Origin of the sequence: Bradyrhizobium lablabi (assembly GCF_018129385.1) — a bacterium.
GTDB classification, from domain to species: Bacteria; Pseudomonadota; Alphaproteobacteria; order Rhizobiales; family Xanthobacteraceae; genus Bradyrhizobium; species Bradyrhizobium lablabi_C.
Genome location: NZ_JAFCLN010000006.1, coordinates 164,125 through 189,440, shown reverse-complemented (window position 1 = coordinate 189,440; position 25,316 = coordinate 164,125). Strand labels below are relative to the sequence as shown.

The following is a 25,316-nucleotide window of genomic DNA, read 5'->3' as shown; positions in this document are numbered from 1 at the left end:
ACCCGGCATCTCGTTGGACAGGCGGCGCGGTGTGCGTTGCTGTCGCGGTGAGTTCCGGAGTTTGCCGTCGCATTAAGGTCACCAATTTCAGGTCATGTGACGCCGCAACCTTGCGGCGTGTCACTGGACCCCGGCTCAAGCGCGGGCATGGATAATGTCGACCTATCGATTGAGCAACGTCCTGGTCCCGCGCTCCGTGGCGCTGGTGGGGGCAAGCCCTCGGCAGGGCTCCCTCGGTGCCGCGGTACTTCGGAATATCCGGAGCGGCGGATTTGCCGGCGAGATCGGTCTCGTCAATCCGCGCTATGGCGAGATTGCCGGAATGCCGGCCGTCAGCCGCATCGACAAGCTGGCCTTTGCGCCCGAGCTCGTCGTCATCACGGCGCCGGCCCGGCAGATTCCCGATATCGTCGACGCCGCCGGCAAGCGCGGCGCGGCCGGCGCCGTCATTATCACCGCCGGCCTCGGCCATGGTCCGGGCTCGATCGCGGAAGCAACCGATCGCGCGGCTCGGGCGCATCGGATGCGGCTGATCGGGCCGAATTGCCTCGGTGTCATGTTGCCGCGCTCGAAGCTCAACGCGAGCTTTGCCGCGCACATGCCGCGTGCCGGCAATCTTGCGCTGATCTCGCAGTCCGGCGCGATCGCGGCCGGCATGGTGGACTGGGCGGAGCAGAAATCCGTCGGCTTCTCCGGGATCGTCTCGATCGGCGACCAGCTCGACGTCGATATCGCCGACCTGCTCGACTATTTCGCGCTCGACCGCGATACCGGCGCGATCCTGCTTTATGTCGAGGCGGTGCGCGACGCCCGCAAATTCATGTCGGCTGCGCGTGCCGCGGCGCGCGTCAAGCCGATCGTCGTGGTGAAGTCGGGTCGCATGGCGCAGGGCGCCCGCGCCGCCGCCACGCATACCGGCGCGCTGGCGGGCGCCGACGACGTCTATGACGCCGCGTTCCGCCGTGCCGGCATGCTGCGGGTGTACGACTTGCGGGAACTGTTTGACTGCGCCGAGACGCTCGGTCGCATCGCATCCCCCCGCGGCGAACGGCTCGCGATTCTGACCAATGGCGGCGGCCTCGGCGTGCTGGCGGTGGACCGGCTGGCCGAACTTGGCGGCACCGCCGCGGCGATTTCAAGCGCGGCAAGGCAGCAGCTTGATGCGGTGCTGCCGCCGACCTGGTCGGGATCGAACCCGGTCGACGTGATCGGCGATGCCGATGCCGCACGTTATGCCGCAGCCCTCGAGATTTTGCTGACCGATCCCGATAATGACGCCGTGCTCGTCATGAACGTGCATACGGCAATCGCCCCCGCCGGGGATATCGCCGATACGGTGACGCGGGTCGTCGCCGCATCGCGCGAGAAGCGGGCGCCGGTCAAGCCGGTGCTGGCGGTGTGGGTCGGCGCGGGACCCGATATCTCCCGAACGTTCGATGCTGCCGGTATTCCGAACTTTGCGACCGAGGGCGATGCGGTGCGCGGTTTCATGCATCTGGTGAAACATCGCGAGGCCGTCGAAGCGCTGTCGGCGGTGCCGCCGAGCCTGCCTGCCGACTTCGTGCCCGACGTCGATGCGGCGCGCGGCATCGTGCAGGCCGCCGTTGCAGAGGGAAGGCGCTGGCTCGATCCCGTCGAAGTGAAGCGGTTGTTCGATGCGTACCGGATCGACATGGTGCCGGCGCTGGAGGCGTCCGATGCCGGGCAGGCGGTCACCCTCGCCAAATCCTTCTTCGCGCAAGGCAGCAAGGTGGTGCTGAAAGTGCTGTCACGCGACATCACGCACAAATCCGATGTCGGCGGCGTCCTGCTCAACCTTGCTACCGAGGATGAAGTCCGGGCGGCCGCCACGGAGATCCTGGCCCGCGCCAAAGCGCGGCGGCCGGATGCGAAAATCGCGGGCGTGCTGGTGCAGCCGATGATATTGCGAGTCAAGGCGCGCGAACTCATCCTGGGCATCGCTGAAGACCCGACCTTCGGTCCCGTGGTGGTATTCGGACGTGGCGGCACGGCGGTGGAGATCATCAACGACAAGGCGCTGGCCTTGCCGCCGCTCGACCTGTCGCTGGCGCGCGCCCTGATCGCGCGGACCAGGGTGTCGCGATTGCTTGCCGCCTATCGTGACGTGCCGGCGGTCAAGGAAGATGCCGTCGCGCTGACGCTGGTAAAGCTGGCGCAGCTCGCGGCCGATCTGCCTGAGGTGGCTGGGCTCGATATCAACCCGTTGCTCGCGGATGCTTCCGGCGTCCTGGCGGTAGATGCACGGGTGGCGGTCGCTGCGCCCAGCCGCAGGTTCGCCGGCCCCGGCAATGCGTACTTCGCGGTGAAGCCCTATCCGGCCGAGTGGGTGCGCCGCCTCGTCCTGAAGGATGACTGGCGCATCCTGACGCGGCCGATACGGCCCGAGGACGAGCCGCTGATCCACGAATTCATTACGCACGTCACCATGGAGGATCGGCGGCTGCGCTTCCTCGCGCCGATGAAGCATTTCTCGCACCAGTTCATCGCGCGGCTGACCCAGCTCGACTACGCCCGCGCCATGGCATTCGTCGCTTTCGACGAGGCGAGCGGCGAACTCGCCGGCGTCGTGCGGCTGCACTCGGACTCGATCTACGAGACCGGGGAATATGCCATCCTGCTGCGTTCCGACCTGAAGGGCAGGGGGCTCGGCTGGGCGCTGATGCAGCTCCTGATCGAATACGCGAGGTCCGAAGGCCTGAAGCAGATCGTCGGCCAGGTGCTGCGGGACAATACCACGATGGTCCAGATGTGCAGGCATCTCGGCTTCAAGGTCGAGCCCGATCCGGACCAGGGTGACCTTTTGGTTGTGACACTGCCGCTCGATCGCTAGAGCTGCGCGGCCGACGCCGTGTGGCGCCCTATTCCAGGCTCTTCAGATAGGACAGCACGTCGTTGATCTGGTCAGGCTCGAGCCTGAACACGGGCATGGTGGGGTGGCCGGTATAGATGCCCTCCGCCAGCGACTCCTGGAGCGTTTCGACCGGGTATTTGAGATGCAGGTCGCGGAACGGTGGGGCGATCTTCAGCGGGCTGTCCGACACCTTGTCCACGGCGTGGCAGCGCGAGCAGTTGGTGAGGACGAAATTCTTGCCTCGCTGCTCGGCCGGGCTGAGCGCCATGGCGGCATTGGTCAAGGCAAGACTGGCGGCGAGGCAACCGGGAAAAATCCGCATCGTATGCTCTGTTTGTTCGGGCGCCTTCATTCTCCCACGGTTTGCACGCGCCTCATTGATCTGGGTCAATCAACGGGGCAGGCGCAAATTTGATGCAGCTCAAAAACCGAAGCAGCCTTCCGTGCCACGTTGGTGCCGAAGCCAAAGGAGGTTTGCGATGCCGGTCGAATCCCTGATCCTCTCCGTAGCCGTCATTGGAGTGTTCGCGATCTTCGCCTCGGTCCTGTACTGGGGTGATCGCCGCACGCGAACAATGTCACCTGCCGGTGACACCGAAAAAATCAAACGCCGCAGCTTCTGAAGGTGCCGCCATGGGTACATCGTCACGCATTCAGGAATTTCCCGTCATCGGCCGTCTGATCGCGCGCGTGAAGCAGCTTGCAACGCTCTCCGCGAGGACGTCGGAGCTGCGCCGTCTGGACGACCGGCAGGTCGGCGAGATTGCCCATGACCTCGGTCTTTCCCGTCCGGAATTGTTTGCGCTCTGCGCCAACAGCGAAAGCGAAGGACTGCTGAAAAAGCGCCTGGCCCAGTTCAATCTCACGGAAGAGGCGATCGCGAGGCAGCATCCCGACGTGCTGCACGATTTGTAACGGGTATGCGGTACATGCACGGCGGGCCCGCGCTGTGCCCATGATTTCGCCCGCGGCAGGGAGTCCAGGCGAGACGGGTATTGTCCAAACACCTGCACGCTGTATGCGCTCAAGGAGGAGGGTCTGCGACGCGAAGACGGATCGTCGTGAGAGCCTGATGCCGGTAGGCCTTGTCCGCGAACCCGTTCAGCTTGAGCCTGACCATCCGGTCCATGGGCTGTTCAAAAACTCTCCAGACAAGAAAGGCCAGTAAGACCGTTCCGGCAATGACCGCGATTGTCGCGAGCACCATGTGACCTGCGGGCATTGCTGCAAGAAGCACGTACCCCAATTGCATGTGAAGCAGGTAGAGCGGGTAGGTAACGCCGCCGGCCGCCAAAACGATCGCGCCTGGAAGCGGAACGTGTTTGATGCGGGTCGCGAGAAACACGAGGCCGAGTGAGACGACGCAGATGGCAGCAACGATCGCCGGATCGAAAGAACTCCCGGTATGCACACCGAGCCGCTCGAGTTTATGCAGCGCCTGGAAGATGGCCGTTCCCAGCGCCAGTGCCGATAGCACCCAAAGGCGCGCGTCGCGTCGTCCCCGGTAGTGTTGATAGATCAGCAGGCCGACCACAAAGAAGCCGCTGTCGTCGGCCATGAACAGCTTTTCGAAAATCGGCGCGTCGATCGTGAGCTCATTGGCGAAGGTGATCGCCAGCCACACCACAATGATCGCGTCGAGTCGTCGCGGGAACAGTCCGAACGCCATGAGCGCTGCGACCCAGGCGTAAAATACGACTTCGATCACCAGCGACCAATAGGATGTGTCCACATAGGGCTGGCCCAGCATCGGCGCCGCGATGAACAGGTTGGCGAGCCACTGTGCGGCCATCACGTGGAAATGACCGGCGCCGAACAGCGCAATCGCCGCGAATGTCAGCGTCATGCAGAGGATGAAGGTCGGATAGATACGGCTGAAGCGCGCAATGGCGAAGCTGACGGGCGTCCGCCCTTCTGCCGAGTAGGCAATGACGAAGCCGCTGATGGCGAAGAAGACCGGCACGCCGAGAAATCCGTACTGAGCGATCGGCGCCAGCGCCGGCAGCGCGACTTGAGGCACGTTGTGCGCGGTTGGTCCCCAGAAGCCGTAGTGATACAGCACGACCGCGCCGACGGCCGCCAGACGCAGAAGGTCGAGCGCAGGTACGCGAGAATCCGTTCGGTTCCGATCCACGGGAGATCTCCGGTTAGAGCATGATCCGGAAAGGTGGACACCGGTTTTCCCTGCGACAAACGCGAAGCGTTTGCGCGGAGATCATGCTCAAGCAAAAAGATAGAGCGGGATGACGATTCGAAGAAAAGTCATCCTGCTCTAGACCGGGAATTTTCGGCAAAATCGTTGACGATCGCTTTAACGGACCGGAGAAATTGGGGTTCGTGCGGTCACAGTCTGGCGAGCGCCAGGGCCGTTCCGGCCGCGGCGCTGAAGGCGACCACGACCAGCGGAGGAGCGCGCCAGACGGTCAGCAGGACGAAGCCGACCAGCGCGACGCCGAAGTCGGCCGGCGCGCGTACCGTTGTGGTCCAGACCGGGTCGTAGAACGCCGCACCCAGTACGCCGACGACGGCGGCGTTGATGCCCCGCATCACTGCTTGAGCGCCGGCGCGCTGCCGGAACGTGTCCCAGAACGGCAAAGCTCCGAGCAGCACAAGAATCCCCGGCAGAAAGATGCCGGCGAGGCCGAGAGCCGCCCCTGCTATCCCATGCGGCTCGATCGCCACGACGGCGCCGAGATAGGCGGCGAAGGTGAAGAGGGGGCCCGGTACGGCCTGCGCGGCGCCGTAGCCGGCGAGGAAAGCATCATCGCTCAGCCAGCCCGGTGCGACGAACGCTTCACGCAGGAGAGGGAGCACGACGTGGCCGCCGCCGAAGACGAGGGCGCCGGAGCGATAGAAGGCATCGAACAGCGCGACATCAGTGGATTGTGTCAGGCCGCGCAGCACGGGAAGTCCCGCCAGCAGAACGAAGAACATCGCGAGGGCGATCAGGCCCACTGTGCGAGAGACGGGAATCTCGACATGTCCCGACGCTGCCGGTGCTTCGCTGCGGCACAACCACAGGCCGGCGAGGCCACCGAGAACGATCGCGCCGATCTGTGCGACCGATGCCGTGCTGAACAGGATGATGATGAGCGCCGCCACCACTGCGATCGACGCGCGCTCGCGGTCGGGACAAAGGCTGCGCGCCATGCCCCAGACCGCCTGCGCCACGATGGCAACGGCCGTCAGCTTCAGCCCGTGCAGCAGGCCGGCGCCGACCGGCCCGCTCAGCGCGCCGGCGCCATAAGCGAAGAGGATGAGCGCCGCGGCCGATGGCAGCGTAAAGCCCGTCCAGGCGGCAAGTGCGCCGAGGTAACCTGCCCGCATCAGCCCGATCGAGAAACCGACCTGGCTGCTGGCGGGGCCCGGCAGAAACTGGCACAGGCCGACGAGATCGGCATAGGCATGCTCATCGATCCACTTGCGGCGCACGACAAATTCTTCGCGGAAGTACCCGATGTGGGCGATCGGGCCGCCGAAGCAGGTCAGGCCGAGCTTCAGGAAGATCAGCAGGACCTCCAGCGGAGAGCCGGGGCGGGACTGCCGGCCTGCGGAAAGATCGACTGATGAATTCGGGCTCTTCACGGACGTTTGATTCCGGTTCCGGCTGTTTATCGAACTTCGATAAACGATATCCCTCAGATCGGCTAGCGCTAATCCTTCATGGCCTCCCCGGTGAATTCGAGGACTCGCGTCTTGGCGAGCGCAAGCCCCTTTTTGCCGAGCGGCGTCGCGCGATAGAGCGTGCGTGCCGTTCGGCCGGGATGCTGCTTGCGCGACCGCAGATAACCTTTCCGTTCCATGCCGTGGAGCAGCGGATAGAGCGTGCCGGGACTGAGCTTGTAGCCGTGGCGGGCCAGTTCTTCGATCATCCACTGGCCATAAATCTCATGTTCCGCCGCATGATGCAGAATATGCAGCCTGATGAACCCGGTGAGCAGATCCTTGAACTTCATGGCACCCTTATCGGATTTCGTAATTGGAACGACGGTCTTCGCCGTCCGTTAACGCGCCGTCTCGCCGGACGCTTCTGAACTCCGGCGGGAAGTCATTTAGCAGCGAGGAGACTGGCCATGGCAAGTGCGGCAGACCGCGATCCGCGACACCATACGCAGAAGATGCAGAAGGCGCTCCAGGACATCCGGAACCACCTGCGCGAGGATATCGAGAAAGTCGACGAGCCGCAGTTGAAGGCGATGTTCGAGACGTCGGCCGAGGTTCTTGGCGGCCTCGAGAAGGCTTTCAAGGATTACGAACAGAAGAACGAAAAGGCCTGGCGCTGATCGGGCCGGCCGGTCGCGGGCCGGCACGCAGCGCGCCGCGTCGCGCAACTGAAGCAGCAGATGGGCGTTCACGATCTCGACCAGTTCACGCCTCGCTGAGCAGTCCGCGATAGGCGCCGGGGCATGCTTCCGCCTCCGGCCCTTGGCAGGCTTCGCGCAACGTCTGCTGCTGTTGCAGATTCAACACGACGGGCAAATCACTTCTGATTTACAGAAATCGCGTCAAGCCCCTCGCGCAAAAATATTCCGCTGGTCATCTCGGGCAAATCACTGGCAGTACTACGTGCACCCGGCCCACACGAGGGGACGTATCGCGATCGTCACGACGCGTTGGGCTGGATGCGATGGACGCGGCAGCGTCAGGGGTGCTCAAACGAGCACGCCGGGCGAAGCGTTGTCCGCGTACGGCGAAGTCGTGTGGTCCTGACGCCGCGATGCTGGCGCCAAGTTGGCGGGAAGTATCCCGCCGGCGACGGTGACAACAAGCCCGCTCCACCGGGGAGAGCACGAAGTAAGCCGTAAAGCCATTGCGCAGGGGATGCCGGACTGCCTCCGCTCACCTGTATGCTCGTGTGCGCCTTTTTCTTGCTTGCGCATCACGGCACACGAGACCTCGGGTGTAGCGCGCACCCGGCATTCCCTGCTCCCTCTGTTTGGGGGAAGGGCTATGAGATTAGTATGACTCAGGTGAGATCAAGCCGTGAGAGCGATCACGCATGTCTCCACGTCATTGCGAGGAGCGAAGCGACGAAGCAATCCATGGCGCGGCGAGTTGTGCGGGTTGATAGGTGGATTGCTTCGCTTCGCTCGCAATGACGGCGCCACACCACTCCTCGTCATCACCCGCGAAGGCGGGTGATCCAGTATTCCAGAGACAGCAGTGATAGAACCGAGAAGCCGCGGCGTACTGGATGCCCCGCCTTCGCGGGGCATGACGAGTATTGGTGTGGCAGCTATCGAGCCCGACCGCGCGAGATTAACTCGCCGCTTCCAGCCGCACTTCCGTCAAGAGCCGCATTGCGGCGTCCGCGTCCATTGGCTCGCCAAAGGCAAAGCCCTGCGCGTATTCGCAGCCGAGTTGATAGAGCTCGACCGCGTCCGAATCCGTCTCCGCGCCCTCGGCGACCACGTCCATGCCGAGGTCGTGCGCCAGCGCGATGATCGATTTCAGGATCACCGGCCGGGTGCCGCGGCTGGTGGTGCGCACGAACGACTGGTCGATCTTGATCGTGTCGAACGGAAAGCGCTGCAAGTATGCGAGCGAGGAATGGCCGGTGCCGAAATCGTCGAGCGAGAGACCGGTGCCGAGCTCGCGGATGCGCGTCAGCATTTGCGCGGCGTGCTCCGGATTCTCCATCACCAGCGACTCCGTCAATTCCAGCTTGAGCGTGCCGCGCGCCACCGAGGAGCGCGACAGCACGGTGCGGATATCGTGGATCAGGTCATGCCGCAGCAATTGCCGCGAGGAGACGTTGACGCTGGCAAAAATCGGCTCGCGCGAACGCATCGCGCGCTGCCACACCGCAAGCTGCCTCGCGGTCTGGTCCATCACGAACATGCCGAGGTCGACGATCAGGCCGATCTCTTCCGCGATCGAGATGAATTCCGACGGCGACATGCGGCCGAGCTTTGGATGATCCCAGCGCGCCAGCGCCTCGAAGCCCGCGATCGAGCGATCCTCCAGCCGCACGATCGGCTGGTACAGGATCGTGATCTCCTGCCGCTCGATGGCGCGGCGCAGCTCGCTCTCCAGGGTCAGGCGGTCGGTCTTGCGCGCGCGCATCGCCGGCTTGTAGACGTCGATGCGGTCGCCGCCGATGCGCTTGGAATGATACATCGCAAGCTCGGCGTCCTTGATGATCTCTTCCGAAAGCTGCGTCTGCGGGTCGGAGAGCGCCAGACCGATCGAGGCGGTGAGAAAAATCTCGCGGTCGTTGAAGGCGATCGGCGCGCGGATCGTCTTGCGAATGGTCTCGGCAAAGGCAGTGATGCGCGCCGATTCCTGTTCCGACATCAGGATCAGGCCGAACTGGTCGCCGGCGAGCCGCGCCAGCGTGTCCTGCGGCTTGAGGATGCGCGTCAGCCGCCGCGCCAGCGTCAGCAGGATGGAATCGCCGACCGCGATGCCGACGGAATCGTTGACCTGCTTGAAGCGGTCGAGGTCGATCACCATCAGGGTCGGCCGCAGGTTCGGCATCGTCTTGGCAAGATTCGCCACCGCATTGAGGCGGTCGATGAAGAGCTTTCGGTTCGGCAGGCCGGTGAGGTTGTCGTGCACACTGTCATGCAGCATGCGCTCCTCGGCGTTCTTGATGTCGGTGACATCGGTGAGCGTGCCGACCACGCGCGAGACTTCGCCGTCGGAGCCCACGACCGGGCGTGCCTTCAGCGCGAACCACATGAAGTGCCCGTCCGGCGTGCGCAGGCGGAAATCCTGCACCAGGCGGCCGCGGCGCTGGTCCAGCACGCTGTCGAGCGCAGCACGGAAACGGTCCTGGTCGAGCGGATGCAGCACTTCCAGCCATTTGGCGGCAGGGCCTTCCAGCGTGCCGCGCTTGAGGCCAAGCAGCGCTTCGGTCTCGGGGCTGGTGAAAACCTTGTCGGCGGAAACGTCCCAGTCCCAGATCAGGTCGCCGGAGCCGGCCAGCGCCAGCGCGCGGCGCTCGACGTCGGAGACCACGCCGGTGGTGGCGCCGCCGCCCGCGAAGGCGTGTTGCATGACCGTAAAGCCGATCAGCATCACGATCAGCACGAGGCCGCCGAGCAAGGCAGGGCCGACGATGTCGTTGGTGACGTTTCCTGCGACGGTCATGCCGGCTGCGACGACCCAGACCACGAAGAGGAACCAGGTCGGGATCAGCAGCACCGCGCGGTCAAAACCGTGGGTGGAGAGATAGACGATCAGCGCAAAGCCGGCGAAGGCGATCAGCACCAGCGACATGCGCGCAATGCCGGAGGCGACCGCGGGATCGAACAGCGCGAGTGCGACGAGGGAGCCGAGGAAGGTCAGCCAGCCCACGGTGATGTGCGAGTAGCGCACATGCCAGCGCGAGAGATTGAGATAGGCGAACAGGAACACCAGCAGCGTTGCGGCCAAAATCGCTTCGCCCGCAGCGCGCCAGACGCGCTCGGCGTTGTTCGACATGTCCAGCACCTTGCCCCAGAAGCCGAAGTCGACGCCGATATAGACCAGCACCGCCCAGGCCAGCGCCGCGGCGGCGGGGAACATGATCGAGCCCTTCACCACGAACAAAATGGTGAGCACGAGCGCCAGCAGGCCGGAGATGCCGATCACGATGCCCTGGTAGAGCGTGAAGGAGTTGACCTTGTCCTTGTAGGCTTCGGGCTCCCACAGATAGAGCTGCGGCAGCTTGTCGGTGCGCAGCTCCGCGACGAAAGTGACGACGGCGCCGGGGTCGAGCGTGATGCGGAAGATGTCGGCGGTCGCGCTTTCCTGCCGCTCGGGGCGGTCGCCCACCGACGGTGTGATGGTGGCGACGCGCGACAGGCCGAGATCGGGCCACAAGAGGCCGGACGACACGATGCGGTAATGCGGCGCGACGATCAGACGATCAAGCTGATCATCGGTGTTGTTGGCGAGCGCGAACACCACCCAGTTCTGGCCGCCTTCACGCGCGCGCACCTCGATGCGGCGGACGATGCCGTCGGTGCCGGGCGCGGTCGAGACCTGGATGCGGTCAGAGTCGCTGCGCTGGTGATCGAGAACGGCGGTGAGATCGATGGCGGGCGCGTCGCTGCGGACGCTGACGGCGTCGATCGCCCGCGCCTCTGGCGCGGCCGCAACCATCATGAGCCCCAGCGCGAACAGCGCCAGGCACCTGATCAGACGCAATGTCAGTACTCCGCGACCAACGTATTTTCCGGGCGAAGCGAAGCACCCGGCGTTTCGCGATAATTGACATGAAAGCGAGGGAAATCAAAGGGTTTCCGCCCGCGCATTGGTCGGCAGAGTTAAACGGCCAACACAATTTTGCCAATATGTTCGCTCGTCTCCATCCGCCGATGCGCATCAGCAGCCTTTTCCAGCGGGAAAGTGCTGTCCATCAGGGGTTTGACGCGGCCTTCGCGCAAGAGCGGCATCACCTTCGCCTCGATCGCCGCGACCATCGCCGCCTTGTCCGCATTACTACGGGGACGCAGCGTGGAGCCGGTATGGGTGAGGCGCTTGACCATCAGCTTTGCGAAATTGGCGGTTGTCTTCGGCGCGTTGGACAGGAATGCGATCTGAACGACACGGCCATCGATCGCAGCGGCATCGTAGTTGCGGTCGATGTAGTCGCCGCCGACCATGTCGAGGATGACATTGGCGCCGGCGCCGCCGGTCGCCTTCTTCGTCTCCTCCACAAAATCCTGAGTCTTGTAGTTGATCGCAATGTCCGCGCCGAGCTTGAGGCAGGCGTCCGCCTTGTCCTGCGATCCCACCGTGACGATCACCTTCGAGCCGAACGCTTTGGCGAGCTGGATCGCCATCGTGCCGATGCCGGAAGAGCCGCCATGGATCAGCAGCGTCTCGCCGGGCTTGAGCGCGCCGCGCTCGAACACGTTGTGCCAGACCGTCATCAGCGTTTCCGGCAACGCACCGGCTTCCGCGATCGACAGCGCCGGTGGCACCGTCATCGCCTGGCCGTCCTGCGCGATGCAGTATTGGGCGTAGCCGCCGCCGGCCACCAGCGACATCACCTTGTCGCCGACCTTGTGGCGCGTCACGCCCGGACCGACCGCAACCACTTCGCCGGCGATTTCGAGGCCGGGCAGGTCGCTCGCGCCGGGCGGCGGCGGATAGGCGCCGGAACGCTGCGCCACATCCGGCCGGTTGACGCCGGCGGCCATCACCTTGACCAGCAGTTCGCCTTGCCCTGGCACCGGAACGCTGCGCGTTTCGGGAACAAGCACCTCGGGGCCGCCCGGCTTGGAGATGGCGACAACGGTCATTTGCGCGGGCGGCTTATTCATGATTTGTCCTTGCGAAATGCGGGATTTCAGGCCGTTTGCTTAGCCAGCCCGGCTTGCGCTGGCAACAGCTTCCCGCGAGCAGAGGGAGAACGCGATGGCAACCGAAGACGACGACCGTCCGCGCAAGAAGATCAGCCACGAGATCGGCCAGGACCTGTACTTGCTGTCGGAAGAGGAGTTGGCCGAGCGCATCGCCCTGCTCAACGCCGAGATCGCGCGGCTTCAGGAAGCGATGACAAAGAAGCGCGCCTCCAAGGACGCCGCGAACAGCTTCTTCAAATCATAGGCCGTTCGCGCGAACTCTCTCCTCACGTCGTCCCGGACAAGCGAGCAGAGCGAGCCCGATCCGGGACCCATATGCCGCGGCCCGTCTTGAGGCAGGCCGTTGGCCGACTTTCCCTCAATCTCGCGCCGTCCGCGCCTCCGTCGGCACGACGCAAGGAGAAAACTCAGCCAATGGCCGACATGGCAAATAAACTCTCAATAAATCCGTTCATTTACGATCAGTTAAGCTTTCTCGAATATGACTGTAATCGTCCTCGTTTGGACACCGAGTGGCTCCTGTCCACTCTGTTTGACGCCTCCCTGTTATCAACTTCAAAAGCCGCCGATTCCTTCGGCGGCTCTTTTTTTGCCACCATCCCCGCCGCATTTGGCCGTCTTCGTGACCGCGCCGGAAACCATAAATCTTGTTGCGGCTGGACTCCCGGAACGGGCCGCGCAATGATTTGTTCATCATAAGCCGGCGCCCGGACGCCGGCGGGGGCACGAGTAGCGTGAGGGCGTTAACCATGGCGGATCGTTCGCAGGGCGATACGGCGCTTGTTCAATTCAGCGAACGGCTGACCAATTCGGCGGCGTTCAGCAATCTTTTCCGCGAAGGCATGGATCTGGTCGAGGAAACCGCAGCCTATCTCGACGGCGACGGCCGTAACGAGGCCAAGGCGCTGGAGCGCGCCGTCAGCCTGACCTATGCGACCGAAAGCATGCGGCTGACCACCCGCCTGATGCAGCTCGCCTCGTGGCTGCTGCTGCACCGGGCGGTCAAGGAAGGCGAGATGACGCTGACGCAGGCCAACCGCGAGAAGACCAAGGTCAAGCTTTCCGCCGCCGATCCCGGCCCGGAAGAGATGATCACAAAGCTGCCACAGCAATTGCAGGACCTGATCGCGCGCTCGATGAGCCTACAGTCGCGCGTGCGCCGCCTCGACATCACGATTCACGCCCCGCCCGCCGAGCGCGGCCCGATCGGCAACCCCCTGGTGCCGCAGCTCAACCGCCTCAAGGCCGCGTTCGAGCAATAAGTGGCGGCGGCCTCACTTCGCTCGCAATGGCGAAGTAGAGTTGGCGCAAATAAAAACGCCCCTGCTCTGCAGGGGCGTTTTCGTTTCGCACGACGCGAAAGAGAAAAGGGGCTCAGTCCTTTTTGAGAAAGCCCGAAAACTTCTTCTGGAACCGCGAAACACGCCCGCCGCGATCCAGCAGCTGCTGGGAGCCGCCGGTCCAGGCCGGGTGCGACTTGGGGTCGATATCGAGGTTCAGCTTGTCGCCTTCCTTGCCCCAGGTGGAGCGGGTCTGGTACTCGGTGCCGTCGGTCATGACGACCGTAATCATATGATAATTCGGGTGAATTTCGGCTTTCATGGCTTATCCTTCGGCGCGCCGGCGCCCGTCTCAAAAATGTTCGGGATGCGGATTTGGGCGGCTCTATAACGCAAGAAACCCGGCAAAACAAGCGAGCTTTGAGCTGGCCGGCTAAGGGGTTGCCCGGATTTGCCAGCGCTGGCCGACGGGCCTATCTGGGTGGCGATAAAGCCGGTCGGAACCGATGAGCGCAGCAGAACAACTGGACGACGGACGCGGCAAGGCGCCGCCACGCGACGCCTTGATGGCGGCCGAAGCCGTCATCGAAACGCAACTGGAGCAGTCGCCTGCGGCCGGCCGCGCGCGGCTGCGTCCGTTGCTGGCGCTCGCGCCCTATGTGGCGCGCTACCGCGGCCGCGCCTTCCTCGCGCTCATCGCGCTGACGGTCGCGGCGGTCACGACGCTGGTGGTGCCGATCGCGGTTCGCCGCGTGGTCGACTTCGGCCTCAGTCCCGAAGGCATCGCGATGATCAACAGCTATTTCAGCGTGATGATCGCGCTGGTGGCAGTGCTCGCCGGCGCCAGCGCGGCGCGGTTCTATCTGGTCATGACCATCGGCGAGCGCATCGTCGCGGATCTCAGGCGCGACGTGTTCGCGCACCTGGTCTCGCTGTCGCCGTCCTTCTTCGATTCCGCGCGTAGCGGCGAACTGGTCTCGCGCCTCACCGCCGACGGCGCCCAGATCAAGTCGGCGGTCGGCGCCTCCGCCTCGGTCGCGCTGCGTAACCTGATGCTGTTCGTCGGCGCCACCGTCATGATGGTGATCACGAGCCCGCGGCTCTCCGGTTTCGTGCTGCTGGCGATCCCCGTGATCGTGATTCCGCTGGTGGCGTTCGGCCGCTGGGTGCGCCGGCTGACGCGCGGCGCGCAGGACAAGCTCGGCGAGGCCGCCGCCTATGTCAGCGAATTGGTCGGCTCGATCCGGACAGTGCAGGCCTATACCAGCGAGAAAATGGCGGCGGCGCGCTATGGCGGCGAAGTCGAAGAGGCCTATGACGCGGCGCGCCGGTCGCACCAGGCGCGCGCGATCCTCACCGCTGTCATCATCTTCATCGTCTTCGCCAGCGTCGTGATCGTGCTCTGGGTCGGTTCGCGCGACGTGCTGGAAGGCACCATCACGCCCGGCCGGCTCGGCCAGTTCGTGCTCTACGCGGTGTTCGCCGCCGCCGGCCTCGGCCAGCTCAGCGAAGTCTGGAGCGAACTCTCCGCCGCGTCAGGCGCCGCCGAGCGCATGTTCGAGCTTTTGCGCATCGAGCCTGCGATAGCTGCCCCCGCTGCGCCGCGCGCATTGCCGCAACCGGCGCGCGGCAATGTCGGTTTCGAGAATGTCAGCTTCGCTTATCCGACCCGGCCCGACGTGCTCGCGATCGACGGCGTATCGCTGTCGGTGGCGGCCGGCGAAAAGGTCGCGATCGTCGGCCCCTCCGGCGCCGGCAAGAGCACGCTGTTCCATCTCCTCCTGCGCTTCTACGATCCGAAATCCGGATCGATCTCGTTCGACGGCGTGCCGATCACCTCAGTCGATCCGCAAGCGCTTCGCGCGCGCATCGCGCTGGTGCCGCAGGATTCGGTGGTGTTCGCCGCGAGCGCGCGGGAAAACATCCGCTTCGGCCGCCCCGATGCGAGCGATGCCGAAGTCGAGCGCGCGGCCGGCCTGGCCCATGCCACCGAATTCATCCGCCGCCTGCCGGGCGGTTTTGAAGCGCAACTCGGCGAGCGCGGCGTAAAACTGTCGGGCGGCCAGCGCCAGCGCATTGCGATCGCGCGCGCGATCCTGCGCGATGCGCCGCTGCTGCTGCTGGATGAGGCGACCTCCGCGCTCGATGCCGAAAGCGAGACCCTGGTGCAGACCGCGCTGGAAGAGTTGATGTACCACCGCACCACGCTGGTCATCGCGCATCGCCTCGCCACCGTGCTGTCCTGCGACCGCATCCTGGTGATGGAGCACGGCAGGATCGTCGAGCAGGGCACCCACGCCTCACTGGTCGCAGCCAACGGGCTATATGCGCGGCTGGCGAGGTTGCAGTTCGAGGGGGTGTAGATCTCTTCACCCTCTCCCCTTGTGGGAGAGGGTGCATAGGCGGCCGTTGGCCGCCGTCCTTACTAGAAACGCCGATGCTTTGCATCGGCTATGGCGTTAGCATCGTGGCCGGGTGAGGGGTTTCTCTCCGCGGATGCAGACCCCTCATCCGTCGCGGACTGCGTCCGCGCCACCTTCTCCCACAAGGGGAGAAGGGAAGAGCGCCGGAACCTAAATCGTCTTTCGGCTGTTGCATCGCTGGCCTAATTTCGGGACGTGAAGCAACAGGAGAGGGTGATGCCGTTTCGCCGTGGCGGTTTTGCGCTGACGCCCCCGTCAGTCGTTATCTTCGTGATTTCGTTCATTCTGGCGGTTCTCGCCCTGCTCGTTCGCTATGCTCACGTGTCGGTGCCCGTGATCAACGCCTCGCGGGTGTTCGACGTGCTGGCGATCGCCTATGTGCTGCTGGCAGCGGGCGTGCTGATCCGCCGCATCTAGCGCGGGCGGTTAGCCCTTATCCACGCCATCCTCAGTACCGGACGGCCCGACGTCGGATTGACGTCCTCGCCGGCGTGCACGAATCCGTTGCGCTCGTAGAAACGGATGGCGCGGGCGTTGTCCTTGTTGACCAGCAGCGTGACGCCGGAGGGCGACAGGCGCTTTGCTTCGTCGACCAGAGTCGTCGCGAGCGTCGAGCCCCAATGCTCCGGGCCGACCACGAGCTGGTCGAGATAGCCGGTGGCGTCGATCGTGACGAATCCGACGAGCGCATCCGCCTGCTCGGCGACCACGATGGCCGCCTTCGGCACCAGTTCGCTGCGCCAGCGCTCGCGCCACCAGGCGACGCGCGCGGCGAAATCGATCGAGGGATAGGCCTGCTGCCAGGTGCGCTGCCACAGCTCGATCGCGGCGTCTTCGTCGTCGGCGCGATACGGACGAAGCGTGAAGGGGACGGTCATGCGAAAAAGACCGTCATGCCCGGGCTTGTCCCGGGCATCCACGTCTTCCTTGGCAACGTTGACGCAAGACGTGGATGGCCGGGACAAGCCCGGCCATGACGACTTGGCGAGTGAGGTGTCCGATCAACCCTAGCGTTCCGTCAGCTTCAGCTCGATGCGGCGGTTGCGCTTGTAGGCCTCTTCCGTCGGTGCGGTGTCGAGCGGCTGGAATTCGGCAAAGCCGGCCGCGACCAGCCGTTGCGCCGGAACGCCGAGCGAAGTCAGGTACTGCACCACCGAGATCGCGCGGGCGGCCGACAATTCCCAGTTCGACTTGAACAGCGGGCTGTTGATCGGCCGCACGTCGGTGTGGCCGTCGACCCGCAGCACCCAGGCGATTTCGCTCGGGATCTGCTTGTCGAGATCGATCAGTGCGGTCGCGAGCTTGTCCAGCTCGGCGCGGCCTTCAGGCAGCAGCAGGGCCTGGCCGGTATCAAAAAACACTTCCGACTGAAACACGAAGCGGTCACCGACAATCCGGACATCGGGACGGTTGCCCAGAATGGCGCGCAGGCGGCCGAAGAATTCCGAGCGATATTTCGACAATTCCTGCACGCGCTGCGCTAGCGCGACGTTCAGCCGCTGGCCGAGATCGGCGATGCGGCCCTGCGATTCCTTGTCGCGTTTTTCCGATGCTTCCAGTGCTTCCTCGAGCGCAGCGAGCTGGCGGCGCAACGCGCTGATCTGCTGGTTCAGCACCTCGATCTGAGCCAGCGCGCGGGCGGTCACCCCCTTCTCGGACTCCAGTGCCTTGTTCAGCTCATTGGCGCGGCCCTGGGCATCGCTGCCGGCGCCGGCGAGGCCCTCATAGAGCCCCTTGATGCGGTCGCGCTCGCCCTCGGCCGAAGCGAGACCGGCGCGGAGTTGCGAAAGCGTGTCTTCGAGATTGAGCTTGCCGAGCTTCTCTAGCGAGAGCAGGTCGTTGAGCTGCGCGATTTTGGCGTTGAGCTGCTCGAGCGCCTTGTCCTTGCCGGTGACTTCCTGCGACAGGAAGAACTGCACGACCAGGAACACGGTGAGCAGGAACACGATCGACAGCACCAGCGTCGATAGCGCATCGACGAATCCCGGCCAGTAGTTGAGACCGGTTTCGCTGCGGCGGGCACGGGCAAGGGCCATGGGCGTCTCTGTCGCTTGAGTTGAAATTATCCGGGCGGAGCGTGGCAGACCGCTTCGATATTGTGACCGTCGGGGTCGAGCACAAAGGCTCCATAGTAGTTTGCATGATAGTGCGGGCGTATGCCGGGTGTCCCGTTGTCACGGCCGCCGGCGGCGATCGCTTCCTGATGGAATCGGTCGACGGCCGCACGGTCAAGCGCGGTGAACGCGACGTGAGCACCCGTCTGAGGGGTGGCCTTCAATCCGATCCAGAAAAACGCCTTGGGTCTGACGCCGTAGCCTGCCGCCGCCTCGCCTTCCGCATACAGCCGCGTGATTCCCAGCGGATGCAAAGCCCGGTCATAGAATTGCTTCGAACGCTCGACGTCGGTGATGCCGATCGTGACGTGATCCAGCATGTCAACTCTTCTCGGGCTGGCGCGCGATGCGCTCCAGCAGTTTTTTGATCTCGCGGTTCTGTTCGCCCTGGCCGTCGGCCCATTCGCGGATCATCTGTTGCTCGGTGCGCATGTGCGCGACCAGCCCCTGAATGGCTTCGGCGAGATTGGCCATTGCCGCCGTGGTGTTGCGGTTGGCGCCGCCTTCCTCCACCGCAAGGCGCAGCTTCTCGAGCGCCTGCTGTAGGCCGGGACCGGCGCCGGGGGTATCCTCGCCGGAATAGCTGCGCACCGTGGTGGCGAGCCAATCCTCGAGGTCGGTATAGAAGCGGTTTTGCGCCTGGCTCGATTGCAGGTCGAGAAAGCCGAGGATCAGCGAGCCGGCAAGGCCGAACAGCGACGACGAAAACGAAATGCCCATGCCGCCGAGCGGCGCGGCGAGGCCTTCCTTCAGCGTATCGAACAGCGAGCCGGCATCGCCGCCGACCTTCAGGCCCTCGATCACCTTGCCGACCGAGCCCACCGTTTCGATCAGGCCCCAGAAGGTGCCGAGCAGGCCGAGGAAGACCAGCAGCCCCGTCATGTAGCGCGAGATGTCGCGCGCCTCATCGAGACGTGTGGCAATGGAATCAAGCAGATGCCGCATGGTTTGCTGGGTGATGGTCATCCGCCCGGTGCGTTCGCCGCCGAGGATCGCCGCCATCGGCGCCAGCAGAGTCGGGTGCCGATGGACCGCAAGGCCGGGATCGGCGACGCGGAAACTGTTGACCCAGGCCACTTCCGGATAAAGCCGGACCACCTGCCGGAACGACAGGATGATACCGATCAGGAGCACCGCGCCGATCAGCGCGTTCAGGCCGGGATTGGCGAAAAAGGCGACGATGATCTGTTTGTACAGGACCACCGTCACCAGCGCGCACAGCACCAGAAATACCAGCATCCGCACCAGGAAAATCCGGGGCGAGGACAATTTGGTCAGTTCGACCTCCATGGCGGAGCGTGGAGAGGCATTTTGGGGCATTGTCCGGCGTCATCCCTGCCAAGCGCGTGCGGGCCGCCAATATGGCACAGCGGTGGACGGAAAAAAGGCCGCGCGAAACGCTTTTCCGTCAGACAAAGGGGAACCTCTGGCTGAAATCAGGCTTTGACTTGCGCGTATTTTCAAAATTGCTCGCCGCCAGGTCGAAACGTCAGGAATTTCCATGACGGTCCTCCATCTCGAAGTCCTTGCCGCCATTGCAGTATCGCTTCCGGTCTTGCCTTTGGGATGGGCAGCGCTGCTGGCGCCGGTCTTCATGAAGGGAGCAGCGATATGAGCTTTGTCTCCACCATCATCGGCACTGCCGAGCGGATACCGCTGCCGGATGCCGTCATCCGCGCGGCGATCCACAGGCTCTGCTCGCGCACCGCGACGCGCCTCGCCGAAGGCAATGCCGAGAGCGATACCTGGTTCGCCGACGAGATGGCGGCTCGCGCCATTGCCGAATACACCGATGAAGCCAACGACCAGCATTACGAAGTGCCTGCGGCGTTCTTTGCGACCGTGCTCGGCCCGAACCGCAAATACTCCTGCTGCTTCTACAATGAACCGGCTTCGACATTGCAGGAGGCCGAGGAAGAGGCGTTGCGCCAGACCATCAAGCACGCCGATCTCGCCGACGGCCAGTCGATCCTCGAACTCGGCTGCGGCTGGGGTTCGCTGTCGCTGTCGGTTGCCCGCTGGTTTCCGCACGCGCAGGTCGTTGCGGTGTCGAACTCGAATGCGCAGCGCGAATATATCGAGGGCGAGGCGAACAAGCGCGGCCTGACCAATCTCCGCGTCGTCACGTCGGACATGAATGTGTTCGAGCCCGGTCAGAAATTCGACCGCATCGTTGCCGTCGAGATGTTCGAGCACATGCTGAACTGGCGCGAATTGATGACGCGTATCCGTTCCTGGCTGAAACCCGACGGCCGCTTCTTCATCCACATCTTCACCCACCGCTCCGGTCCCTATCTGTTCAACCGCGCCGACGGCGAGGACTGGATCGCACGGCATTTTTTCACGGGCGGGGTGATGCCGAGCCATCATCTGATCCGGCAATATTCCGACCTGTTTCTGGTGGAGAAGGAATGGCGCTGGAGCGGAACCCATTATCAGCGCACCGCGCAGGACTGGCTTGCCCGGTTCGATGCCCATCGCGACGCCATCGAGCCCGTCCTGCGCAAGGTCTACGGTCACGACACCGGCCTTTGGATGCGCCGCTGGCGCTGGTTCTTCCTCGCGACCGCCGGCCTGTTTGGATACGCCGAAGGTAGTGAATGGGGCGTCAGCCACTACCGGATGAGAGCGACTTGACTCGTTAACGTTTGATTCGATTCGGCCGGTGTTTCGCCCCGGATTCTTGCGGCTTGACGCCATGTTGGGCAATCAAATGGCGTAATGGGAAAAGCCTGCAACCGCGGAACCCTTTTGGAACTCCGTCACAATCCGGTGAGTCCGAAAAAACGTCTGCGCTATCAGTCTGATAGCGTTATGTGACATTGAGCCGCCCTGTGAGCGTATTGCGTCGCAGCAGCGTGTATTTATCCTACATTCATCAACGAGAAGAGCGTGGCGGTCTCGTGCAGCCGCGCCGACGTGAATTTGTGTTCGCGTTGACCTAATCAAACTCGAATCGGGGCGACCGTTTCAATGTCTGGCTATCGCGCGCAACCGGCAATCATTGCATTGATGCTCGCTGCGTTGTCTCCTCTTTTGGCCGGCTGCGACGAGCCGACGGCGGCCACTGCCGCGGCTACCCCGTATGAACCCGAGGTCAGCATCGTAGTGGTCCAGCCGCGGGCCCGCTCGATGGTGCGTGAGTTGCCGGGCCGCATCGCACCGACGCGCGTTTCCGAGGTCCGCCCGCGCGTTTCCGGCATCATCGTCGAGCGCCTGTTCAACCAGGGCAGCGAGGTGAAGGCGGGCGATCCCCTGTACCGAATCGATCCGCGGCCGTTCGAGGTCGAGGTGCAGTCGAGCGAAGCGGCGCTGGCGCGCGCGAAAGCCGTGCTGGAACAAGCAACCTCGCACGCGCACCGCATCGGCACCTTGTTCAAGGAGCGCGCGGCGCCTGAAGCCAAGAATGAGGAAGCCGTTGCAACCTTGCGTCAGGCTCAGGCCGACGTCGAGGGCCGCAAGGCCGACGTCGCAAAGGCAAAACTGAATCTGGATTACGCCACCATCCGTGCGCCGATCAGCGGCATCATCGGCGCGGCGCTGGTCAGCGAAGGCGCGCTGGTGGTGCAGAACGACTCGCAGAGTCTCGCCACGATCCAGCAGCTCGATCCCATCTATGCCGACTTCACCCAGTCGGTGACCGAGATGAATCAACTGCGGCGCTCGTTCGAATCCGGCGAGCTTGACCGCATCTCGCCCGATGCGGTGAAGGTCCGCCTCGTGCTCGACGACGGCGATCGCTATCCGCTGGCCGGCAAATTGCTGTTCTCCGAAGCCAAGGTCGACGCCAATACCGGGCAGGTGACGTTGCGCGGCGAGTTCCCCAATCCGAAGCGCGAATTGCTGCCGGGCATGTATGTCCGCGTGCAGATCGAGCAGGGCATCGACACCGACGCCATCGCCGTGCCGCAGCAGGCGATCCAGCGCAATGGCGGCGGCGGCAGCGAAGTGTTTGTGGTCAAGGACGACGGCCACGTTGCGGTCCAGGCAGTGCGCACCGGCTCGATCCAGGATGGCCAGTGGTTCGTCACCGAAGGCCTGAAGTCCGGCGACCGGGTCGTCGTCGAAGGGTTCCAGAAGTTTGCGCCCGGCGACAAGGTCAGGCCGCAGTCCTGGGTCGAAGCGGACGCATCTGCTGATTTGAAACAGCGCCGGTAATACCCGATGCCGAGTTTCTTCATCGACAGGCCGATCTTCGCCTGGGTGGTGGCGCTTTTCATCTGCCTGATCGGACTGATCTCGATACCGTTCCTGGCGGTGGCGCAGTATCCGATCATCGCGCCGCCCTCGATTTCGATCTCGACGAGCTATCCCGGCGCCTCGCCGGAAAACCTCTACAACAGCGTGACGCGGCTGATCGAGGAGGAGCTCAACGGCGCTTCCGGCATCCTCAATTTCGAATCGACCAGCGACTCGCTGGGGCAGGTCGAGATCATCGCGAATTTCGTGCCGGGGACCGAGACCAGCCAGGCGTCGGTCGAGGTGCAGAACCGCCTCAAGCGCGTCGAAGCGCGCCTGCCGCGCGCGGTGATCCAGCAGGGCATCCTGGTCGAGGAAGCCTCCAGCGCGGTGCTGCAGATCATCACGCTGAAATCGACCGACAACAGCCTCGACGAAATCGGCCTCGGCGATTTCATGATCCGCAACGTGCTGGGCGAGATCAGGCGTATTCCCGGCGTCGGCCGCGCCACGCTCTATTCGACCGAGCGAAGCCTTCGCATCTGGCTCGACCCGGCCAAAATGGTCGGCTACCGGCTGACCGCCGACGACATCAACAAGGCGATCACGGCGCAGAACGCGCAGGTTGCCTCCGGCGCCGTCGGCGCCGAGCCGAGTTCGGATGGCCAGAAAACCTCGGCGCTGGTGCTGGTGAAGGGCCAGCTCTCGTCGCCGGATGAATTCGGCGCGATCATCCTGCGCGCCAATCCCGACGGATCGACGGTGCGGCTGCGCGACGTCGCCAGAATCGAGATCGGCGGCCTCAACTACCAGTTCCAGACCCGGCTGGACGGCAAGCCGACCGCCGGCCTCTCGGTGCTGATGTCGCCGACCGGCAACGCGCTTGCGACCGCCAGCGCGGTCGAAGCCAAGATGAAGGAACTGTCGAAGTTCTTCCCGGCCAATATCGCCTACGAAATCCCCTACAACATCACGCCGGTGGTGGAGGCCTCGATCGAGAAGGTGCTCTCGACGCTGGTCGAGGCGATCGTGCTCGTCTTCATCGTGATGTTCCTGTTCCTGCAGAACATCCGCTACACCATCATCCCGACCATCGTGGTGCCGGTTGCGCTGCTGGGCGCCTGCTCGATCCTGATGGTCGCCGGCTATTCGGTGAACATGCTCACCATGTTCGGCATGGTGCTGGCGGTCGGCATTCTCGTCGACGACGCCATCGTCGTGGTCGAGAACGTCGAGCGCATCATGGCGGAAGAGGGCCTGTCGCCGAAGGAGGCGACGCGCAAGGCGATGTCGCAGATCACCGGCGCCATCATCGGCATCACGCTGGTGCTGGTCGCCGTGTTCATTCCGATGGCGTTCTTTCCGGGATCGGTCGGCATCATCTACCGCCAGTTCTCGATCACCATGGTGGCCGCGATCTCGTTCTCCGCGCTGCTGGCGATGTCGCTGACGCCGGCTTTGTGCGCGACCCTGCTCAAGCCGGTAACCGCGGGGCATGGCCACGCCAAGAAGGGCGTGTTCGGCTGGTTCAACCGGGTGCTCGACAATACCCGCGGCGGCTATACGCGCACCGTCAAATTCTCGCTCAAGCGCACCGGGCGCCTGATGCTGATCTACGCCGCGCTGCTGGTGGGATTGTCCTGGGCCTTCGTCCGCCTGCCCGGCGGCTTCCTTCCCGTCGACGACCAGGGCTTTATCACCACCGACGTGCAGACGCCCTCGGATTCGTCCTACGCCCGCACGCTGGCGGCGGTCGAGAAGGTGGAAAAATATCTGCTGGCGCGTGACGGCATCGAGAACGTCACCTTCCTGATGGGCTTTTCCTTCCTCGGCCAAGGGTACAATACCGCACAGGCCTTCATCTCGCTGAAGGACTGGTCGGAGCGGGGACCGAAGGATTCGGCGGCCGCGCTGGTCAACGACATCAACCGCGACCTCTCGAGCATCCGTGACGCCAGGATCACCGCGCTGCAGCCGCCGCCGATCGACAATCTCGGCAACTCCTCCGGCTTCTCGTTCCGCCTGCAGGACCGCGGCCAGAAGGGTTATCCGCAGCTCGTTGCCGCCGCCGACCAGTTGATTGCGGCAGCCAATGCCAGCCCCGTGTTGCAAAAGGTCTATGTCGAAGGCCTGCCGCAGGCGCCGCAGGTCAACCTGATGATCGACCGCGAAAAGGCCGGCGCGTTCGGCGTGACGTTCGAGGACATCAACCAGACCATCTCGACCAATCTCGGCTCGAACTACATCAACGATTTTCCGAACCGCGGCCGCATGCAGCGCGTGGTGGTGCAGGCCGACCGCGCCAGCCGCATGAATGCGGAAGACATTCTGAATTACAATGTGAAGAACAGCAAAGGCCAGCTCGTGCCGCTATCTTCCTTTGCCACCGTCGAATGGCAGAAGGGGCCGACGCAGATCGCGGGCTTCAACTACTACCCCGCCGTGCGCATCAGCGGCGAGGCGAGGCCGGGCTACACGTCGGGCGATGCCATCAACGAGATGGAGAAGCTTGCCGGCCGGCTGCCGCGCGGCTTCGGCTATGAATGGACCGGGCAATCGCTGCAGGAAAAGCTCTCGGGCTCGCAGGCGCCGTTCCTGCTCGCGCTGTCGGCGCTGGTGGTGTTCCTGCTGCTCGCCGCGCTCTATGAAAGCTGGACCATTCCGCTCGCGGTGCTCTTGACGGTGCCGCTCGGCATCACCGGCGCGGTGATCGCCGCGACCATGCGCGGCCTGCCCAACGACGTCTATTTCACCGTCGGTCTCATCACCATCATCGGGCTGGCCGCCAAGGACGCCATCCTGATCATCGAATTCGCCAAGGATCTGCGGGCCGAAGGAAAGTCGCTGATCGAGGCGACGGTGGAGGCCTGTTCCTTGCGCTTCCGCCCCATCCTGATGACGGGCCTCGCCTTTGTCTGCGGCGTGCTTCCGATGGTGATCGCCACCGGCGCCGGCGGCGCCAGCCAGCAGGCGCTCGGCACCAGCGTGATGGGCGGCATGATCGCGGTGGTGATCCTCGCGCTCCTGATGGTGCCGGTGTTCTTCGTCAGCGTGCAGCGTACGCTCGGCGGCGACCGCGAGAAAGCGGAAGAGAAGGCCAAGGCCGCGCACGTGGCACATGCGCCGGCGCAGCGGCCGGCGGAGTAGCG

At 64.1% G+C, this 25,316-nt stretch carries 23 protein-coding genes; 12 read left to right on the top strand and 11 right to left on the bottom strand.

Annotation, left to right across the window (positions count from 1 at the left end; all coding sequences use genetic code 11):
- The first annotated feature begins 154 nt into the window (after window positions 1-154).
- Window positions 155-2,851, top strand: a complete 2,697-nt coding sequence (locus tag JQ628_RS14900; RefSeq protein WP_212223337.1) for a bifunctional acetate--CoA ligase family protein/GNAT family N-acetyltransferase — start codon at window positions 155-157, stop codon at window positions 2,849-2,851.
- Window positions 2,852-2,879: 28 nt separating this feature from the next.
- Here the strand turns inward: JQ628_RS14900 and JQ628_RS14895 are convergent, their stop codons facing one another.
- On the bottom strand, window positions 2,880-3,194 hold the full coding sequence (locus JQ628_RS14895; RefSeq protein WP_212223336.1) for a c-type cytochrome: 315 nt from the start codon (window positions 3,192-3,194) through the stop codon (window positions 2,880-2,882).
- A 157-nt stretch (window positions 3,195-3,351) separates the two neighbouring features.
- On the opposite strand from JQ628_RS14895, the gene JQ628_RS14890 reads away from it, so the two are divergent.
- Window positions 3,352-3,495 carry a hypothetical protein gene (locus tag JQ628_RS14890; RefSeq protein WP_212223335.1) on the top strand — a complete coding sequence of 48 codons (144 nt, stop codon included), beginning with the start codon at window positions 3,352-3,354 and terminating at the stop codon, window positions 3,493-3,495.
- A gap of 10 nt (window positions 3,496-3,505) precedes the next feature.
- Window positions 3,506-3,787, top strand: a complete 282-nt coding sequence (locus tag JQ628_RS14885; RefSeq protein WP_212223334.1) for a hypothetical protein — start codon at window positions 3,506-3,508, stop codon at window positions 3,785-3,787.
- 109 nt (window positions 3,788-3,896) lie between these two features.
- Here the strand turns inward: JQ628_RS14885 and JQ628_RS14880 are convergent, their stop codons facing one another.
- The 3 genes from JQ628_RS14880 to JQ628_RS14870 form a co-directional block, all read right to left on the bottom strand.
- Window positions 3,897-5,006 (bottom strand): acyltransferase family protein, encoded by a 1,110-nt coding sequence (locus JQ628_RS14880; RefSeq protein ID WP_212223333.1) that lies wholly within the window; start codon window positions 5,004-5,006, stop codon window positions 3,897-3,899.
- 209 nt (window positions 5,007-5,215) lie between these two features.
- A complete protein-coding gene (gene chrA, locus JQ628_RS14875; RefSeq protein WP_212223332.1) occupies window positions 5,216-6,457 on the bottom strand; it encodes a chromate efflux transporter in 1,242 nt (413 codons plus the stop codon).
- 68 nt (window positions 6,458-6,525) lie between these two features.
- Entirely contained in the window at window positions 6,526-6,828 is a 303-nt protein-coding gene (locus tag JQ628_RS14870; RefSeq protein ID WP_212223331.1) for a PadR family transcriptional regulator, read from the bottom strand.
- 117 nt (window positions 6,829-6,945) lie between these two features.
- Between JQ628_RS14870 and JQ628_RS14865 the strand changes: the two genes are divergently transcribed.
- A complete protein-coding gene (locus JQ628_RS14865) occupies window positions 6,946-7,155 on the top strand; it encodes a hypothetical protein (protein WP_212223330.1) in 210 nt (69 codons plus the stop codon).
- Between the two features lie 976 nt (window positions 7,156-8,131).
- Here JQ628_RS14865 and JQ628_RS14860 read toward each other — a convergent pair.
- Together JQ628_RS14860 and JQ628_RS14855 are read right to left on the bottom strand one after the other, a co-directional pair.
- A complete protein-coding gene (locus JQ628_RS14860; RefSeq protein WP_212223329.1) occupies window positions 8,132-11,008 on the bottom strand; it encodes an EAL domain-containing protein in 2,877 nt (958 codons plus the stop codon).
- A 119-nt stretch (window positions 11,009-11,127) separates the two neighbouring features.
- Window positions 11,128-12,129 carry an NAD(P)H-quinone oxidoreductase gene (locus JQ628_RS14855; protein ID WP_212223328.1) on the bottom strand — a complete coding sequence of 334 codons (1,002 nt, stop codon included), beginning with the start codon at window positions 12,127-12,129 and terminating at the stop codon, window positions 11,128-11,130.
- Between the two features lie 94 nt (window positions 12,130-12,223).
- Between JQ628_RS14855 and JQ628_RS14850 the strand changes: the two genes are divergently transcribed.
- From JQ628_RS14850 to JQ628_RS14840, 3 genes are all read left to right on the top strand, one after another.
- On the top strand, window positions 12,224-12,415 hold the full coding sequence (locus JQ628_RS14850; protein WP_212223327.1) for a DUF1192 domain-containing protein: 192 nt from the start codon (window positions 12,224-12,226) through the stop codon (window positions 12,413-12,415).
- A 170-nt stretch (window positions 12,416-12,585) separates the two neighbouring features.
- Window positions 12,586-12,870: a hypothetical protein gene (locus JQ628_RS14845; RefSeq protein ID WP_212223326.1), complete on the top strand. Its 285-nt coding sequence runs from the start codon at window positions 12,586-12,588 to the stop codon at window positions 12,868-12,870.
- A 50-nt stretch (window positions 12,871-12,920) separates the two neighbouring features.
- Window positions 12,921-13,433, top strand: coding sequence for a DUF1465 family protein (locus JQ628_RS14840; RefSeq protein ID WP_212223325.1), 513 nt, complete (start codon window positions 12,921-12,923; stop codon window positions 13,431-13,433).
- Between the two features lie 112 nt (window positions 13,434-13,545).
- Here JQ628_RS14840 and rpmE read toward each other — a convergent pair whose 3' ends face one another.
- Window positions 13,546-13,773 (bottom strand): 50S ribosomal protein L31, encoded by a 228-nt coding sequence (gene rpmE, locus JQ628_RS14835; RefSeq protein WP_025588166.1) that lies wholly within the window; start codon window positions 13,771-13,773, stop codon window positions 13,546-13,548.
- A gap of 184 nt (window positions 13,774-13,957) precedes the next feature.
- Here rpmE and JQ628_RS14830 point away from each other — a divergent pair, with 184 nt between their 5' ends.
- Window positions 13,958-15,814 carry an ABC transporter transmembrane domain-containing protein gene (locus JQ628_RS14830; protein WP_212223324.1) on the top strand — a complete coding sequence of 619 codons (1,857 nt, stop codon included), beginning with the start codon at window positions 13,958-13,960 and terminating at the stop codon, window positions 15,812-15,814.
- A 276-nt stretch (window positions 15,815-16,090) separates the two neighbouring features.
- On the top strand, window positions 16,091-16,291 hold the full coding sequence (locus JQ628_RS14825) for a hypothetical protein (RefSeq protein ID WP_212223323.1): 201 nt from the start codon (window positions 16,091-16,093) through the stop codon (window positions 16,289-16,291).
- On the opposite strand, the gene JQ628_RS14820 is transcribed toward JQ628_RS14825, so the two are convergent.
- From JQ628_RS14820 to JQ628_RS14805, 4 genes are all read right to left on the bottom strand, one after another.
- The gene (locus JQ628_RS14820) at window positions 16,288-16,752 is read right to left on the bottom strand and encodes a GNAT family N-acetyltransferase (protein WP_212223322.1); all 465 of its coding nucleotides are present in this window, start codon (window positions 16,750-16,752) and stop codon (window positions 16,288-16,290) included. The two genes, JQ628_RS14825 and JQ628_RS14820, sit on opposite strands and share 4 nt — an antisense overlap.
- A gap of 129 nt (window positions 16,753-16,881) precedes the next feature.
- Window positions 16,882-17,910 (bottom strand): peptidoglycan -binding protein, encoded by a 1,029-nt coding sequence (locus JQ628_RS14815; protein ID WP_212223321.1) that lies wholly within the window; start codon window positions 17,908-17,910, stop codon window positions 16,882-16,884.
- 26 nt (window positions 17,911-17,936) lie between these two features.
- Complete coding sequence (locus tag JQ628_RS14810) at window positions 17,937-18,308, bottom strand: VOC family protein (protein WP_212223320.1); 372 nt, start codon at window positions 18,306-18,308, stop codon at window positions 17,937-17,939.
- Window position 18,309: 1 nt separating this feature from the next.
- Window positions 18,310-19,308 (bottom strand): flagellar motor protein MotA, encoded by a 999-nt coding sequence (locus JQ628_RS14805; protein WP_212223319.1) that lies wholly within the window; start codon window positions 19,306-19,308, stop codon window positions 18,310-18,312.
- A gap of 291 nt (window positions 19,309-19,599) precedes the next feature.
- Here JQ628_RS14805 and JQ628_RS14800 point away from each other — a divergent pair, with 291 nt between their 5' ends.
- The 3 genes from JQ628_RS14800 to JQ628_RS14790 all read left to right on the top strand — a co-directional run bounded on the left by JQ628_RS14800 (window position 19,600) and on the right by JQ628_RS14790 (window position 25,314).
- A complete protein-coding gene (locus tag JQ628_RS14800; RefSeq protein ID WP_212223318.1) occupies window positions 19,600-20,625 on the top strand; it encodes an SAM-dependent methyltransferase in 1,026 nt (341 codons plus the stop codon).
- 336 nt (window positions 20,626-20,961) lie between these two features.
- Window positions 20,962-22,146 (top strand): efflux RND transporter periplasmic adaptor subunit, encoded by a 1,185-nt coding sequence (locus JQ628_RS14795; protein ID WP_212223317.1) that lies wholly within the window; start codon window positions 20,962-20,964, stop codon window positions 22,144-22,146.
- A gap of 6 nt (window positions 22,147-22,152) precedes the next feature.
- A complete protein-coding gene (locus tag JQ628_RS14790; protein WP_212223316.1) occupies window positions 22,153-25,314 on the top strand; it encodes a multidrug efflux RND transporter permease subunit in 3,162 nt (1,053 codons plus the stop codon).
- Window positions 25,315-25,316: the final 2 nt, after the last annotated feature.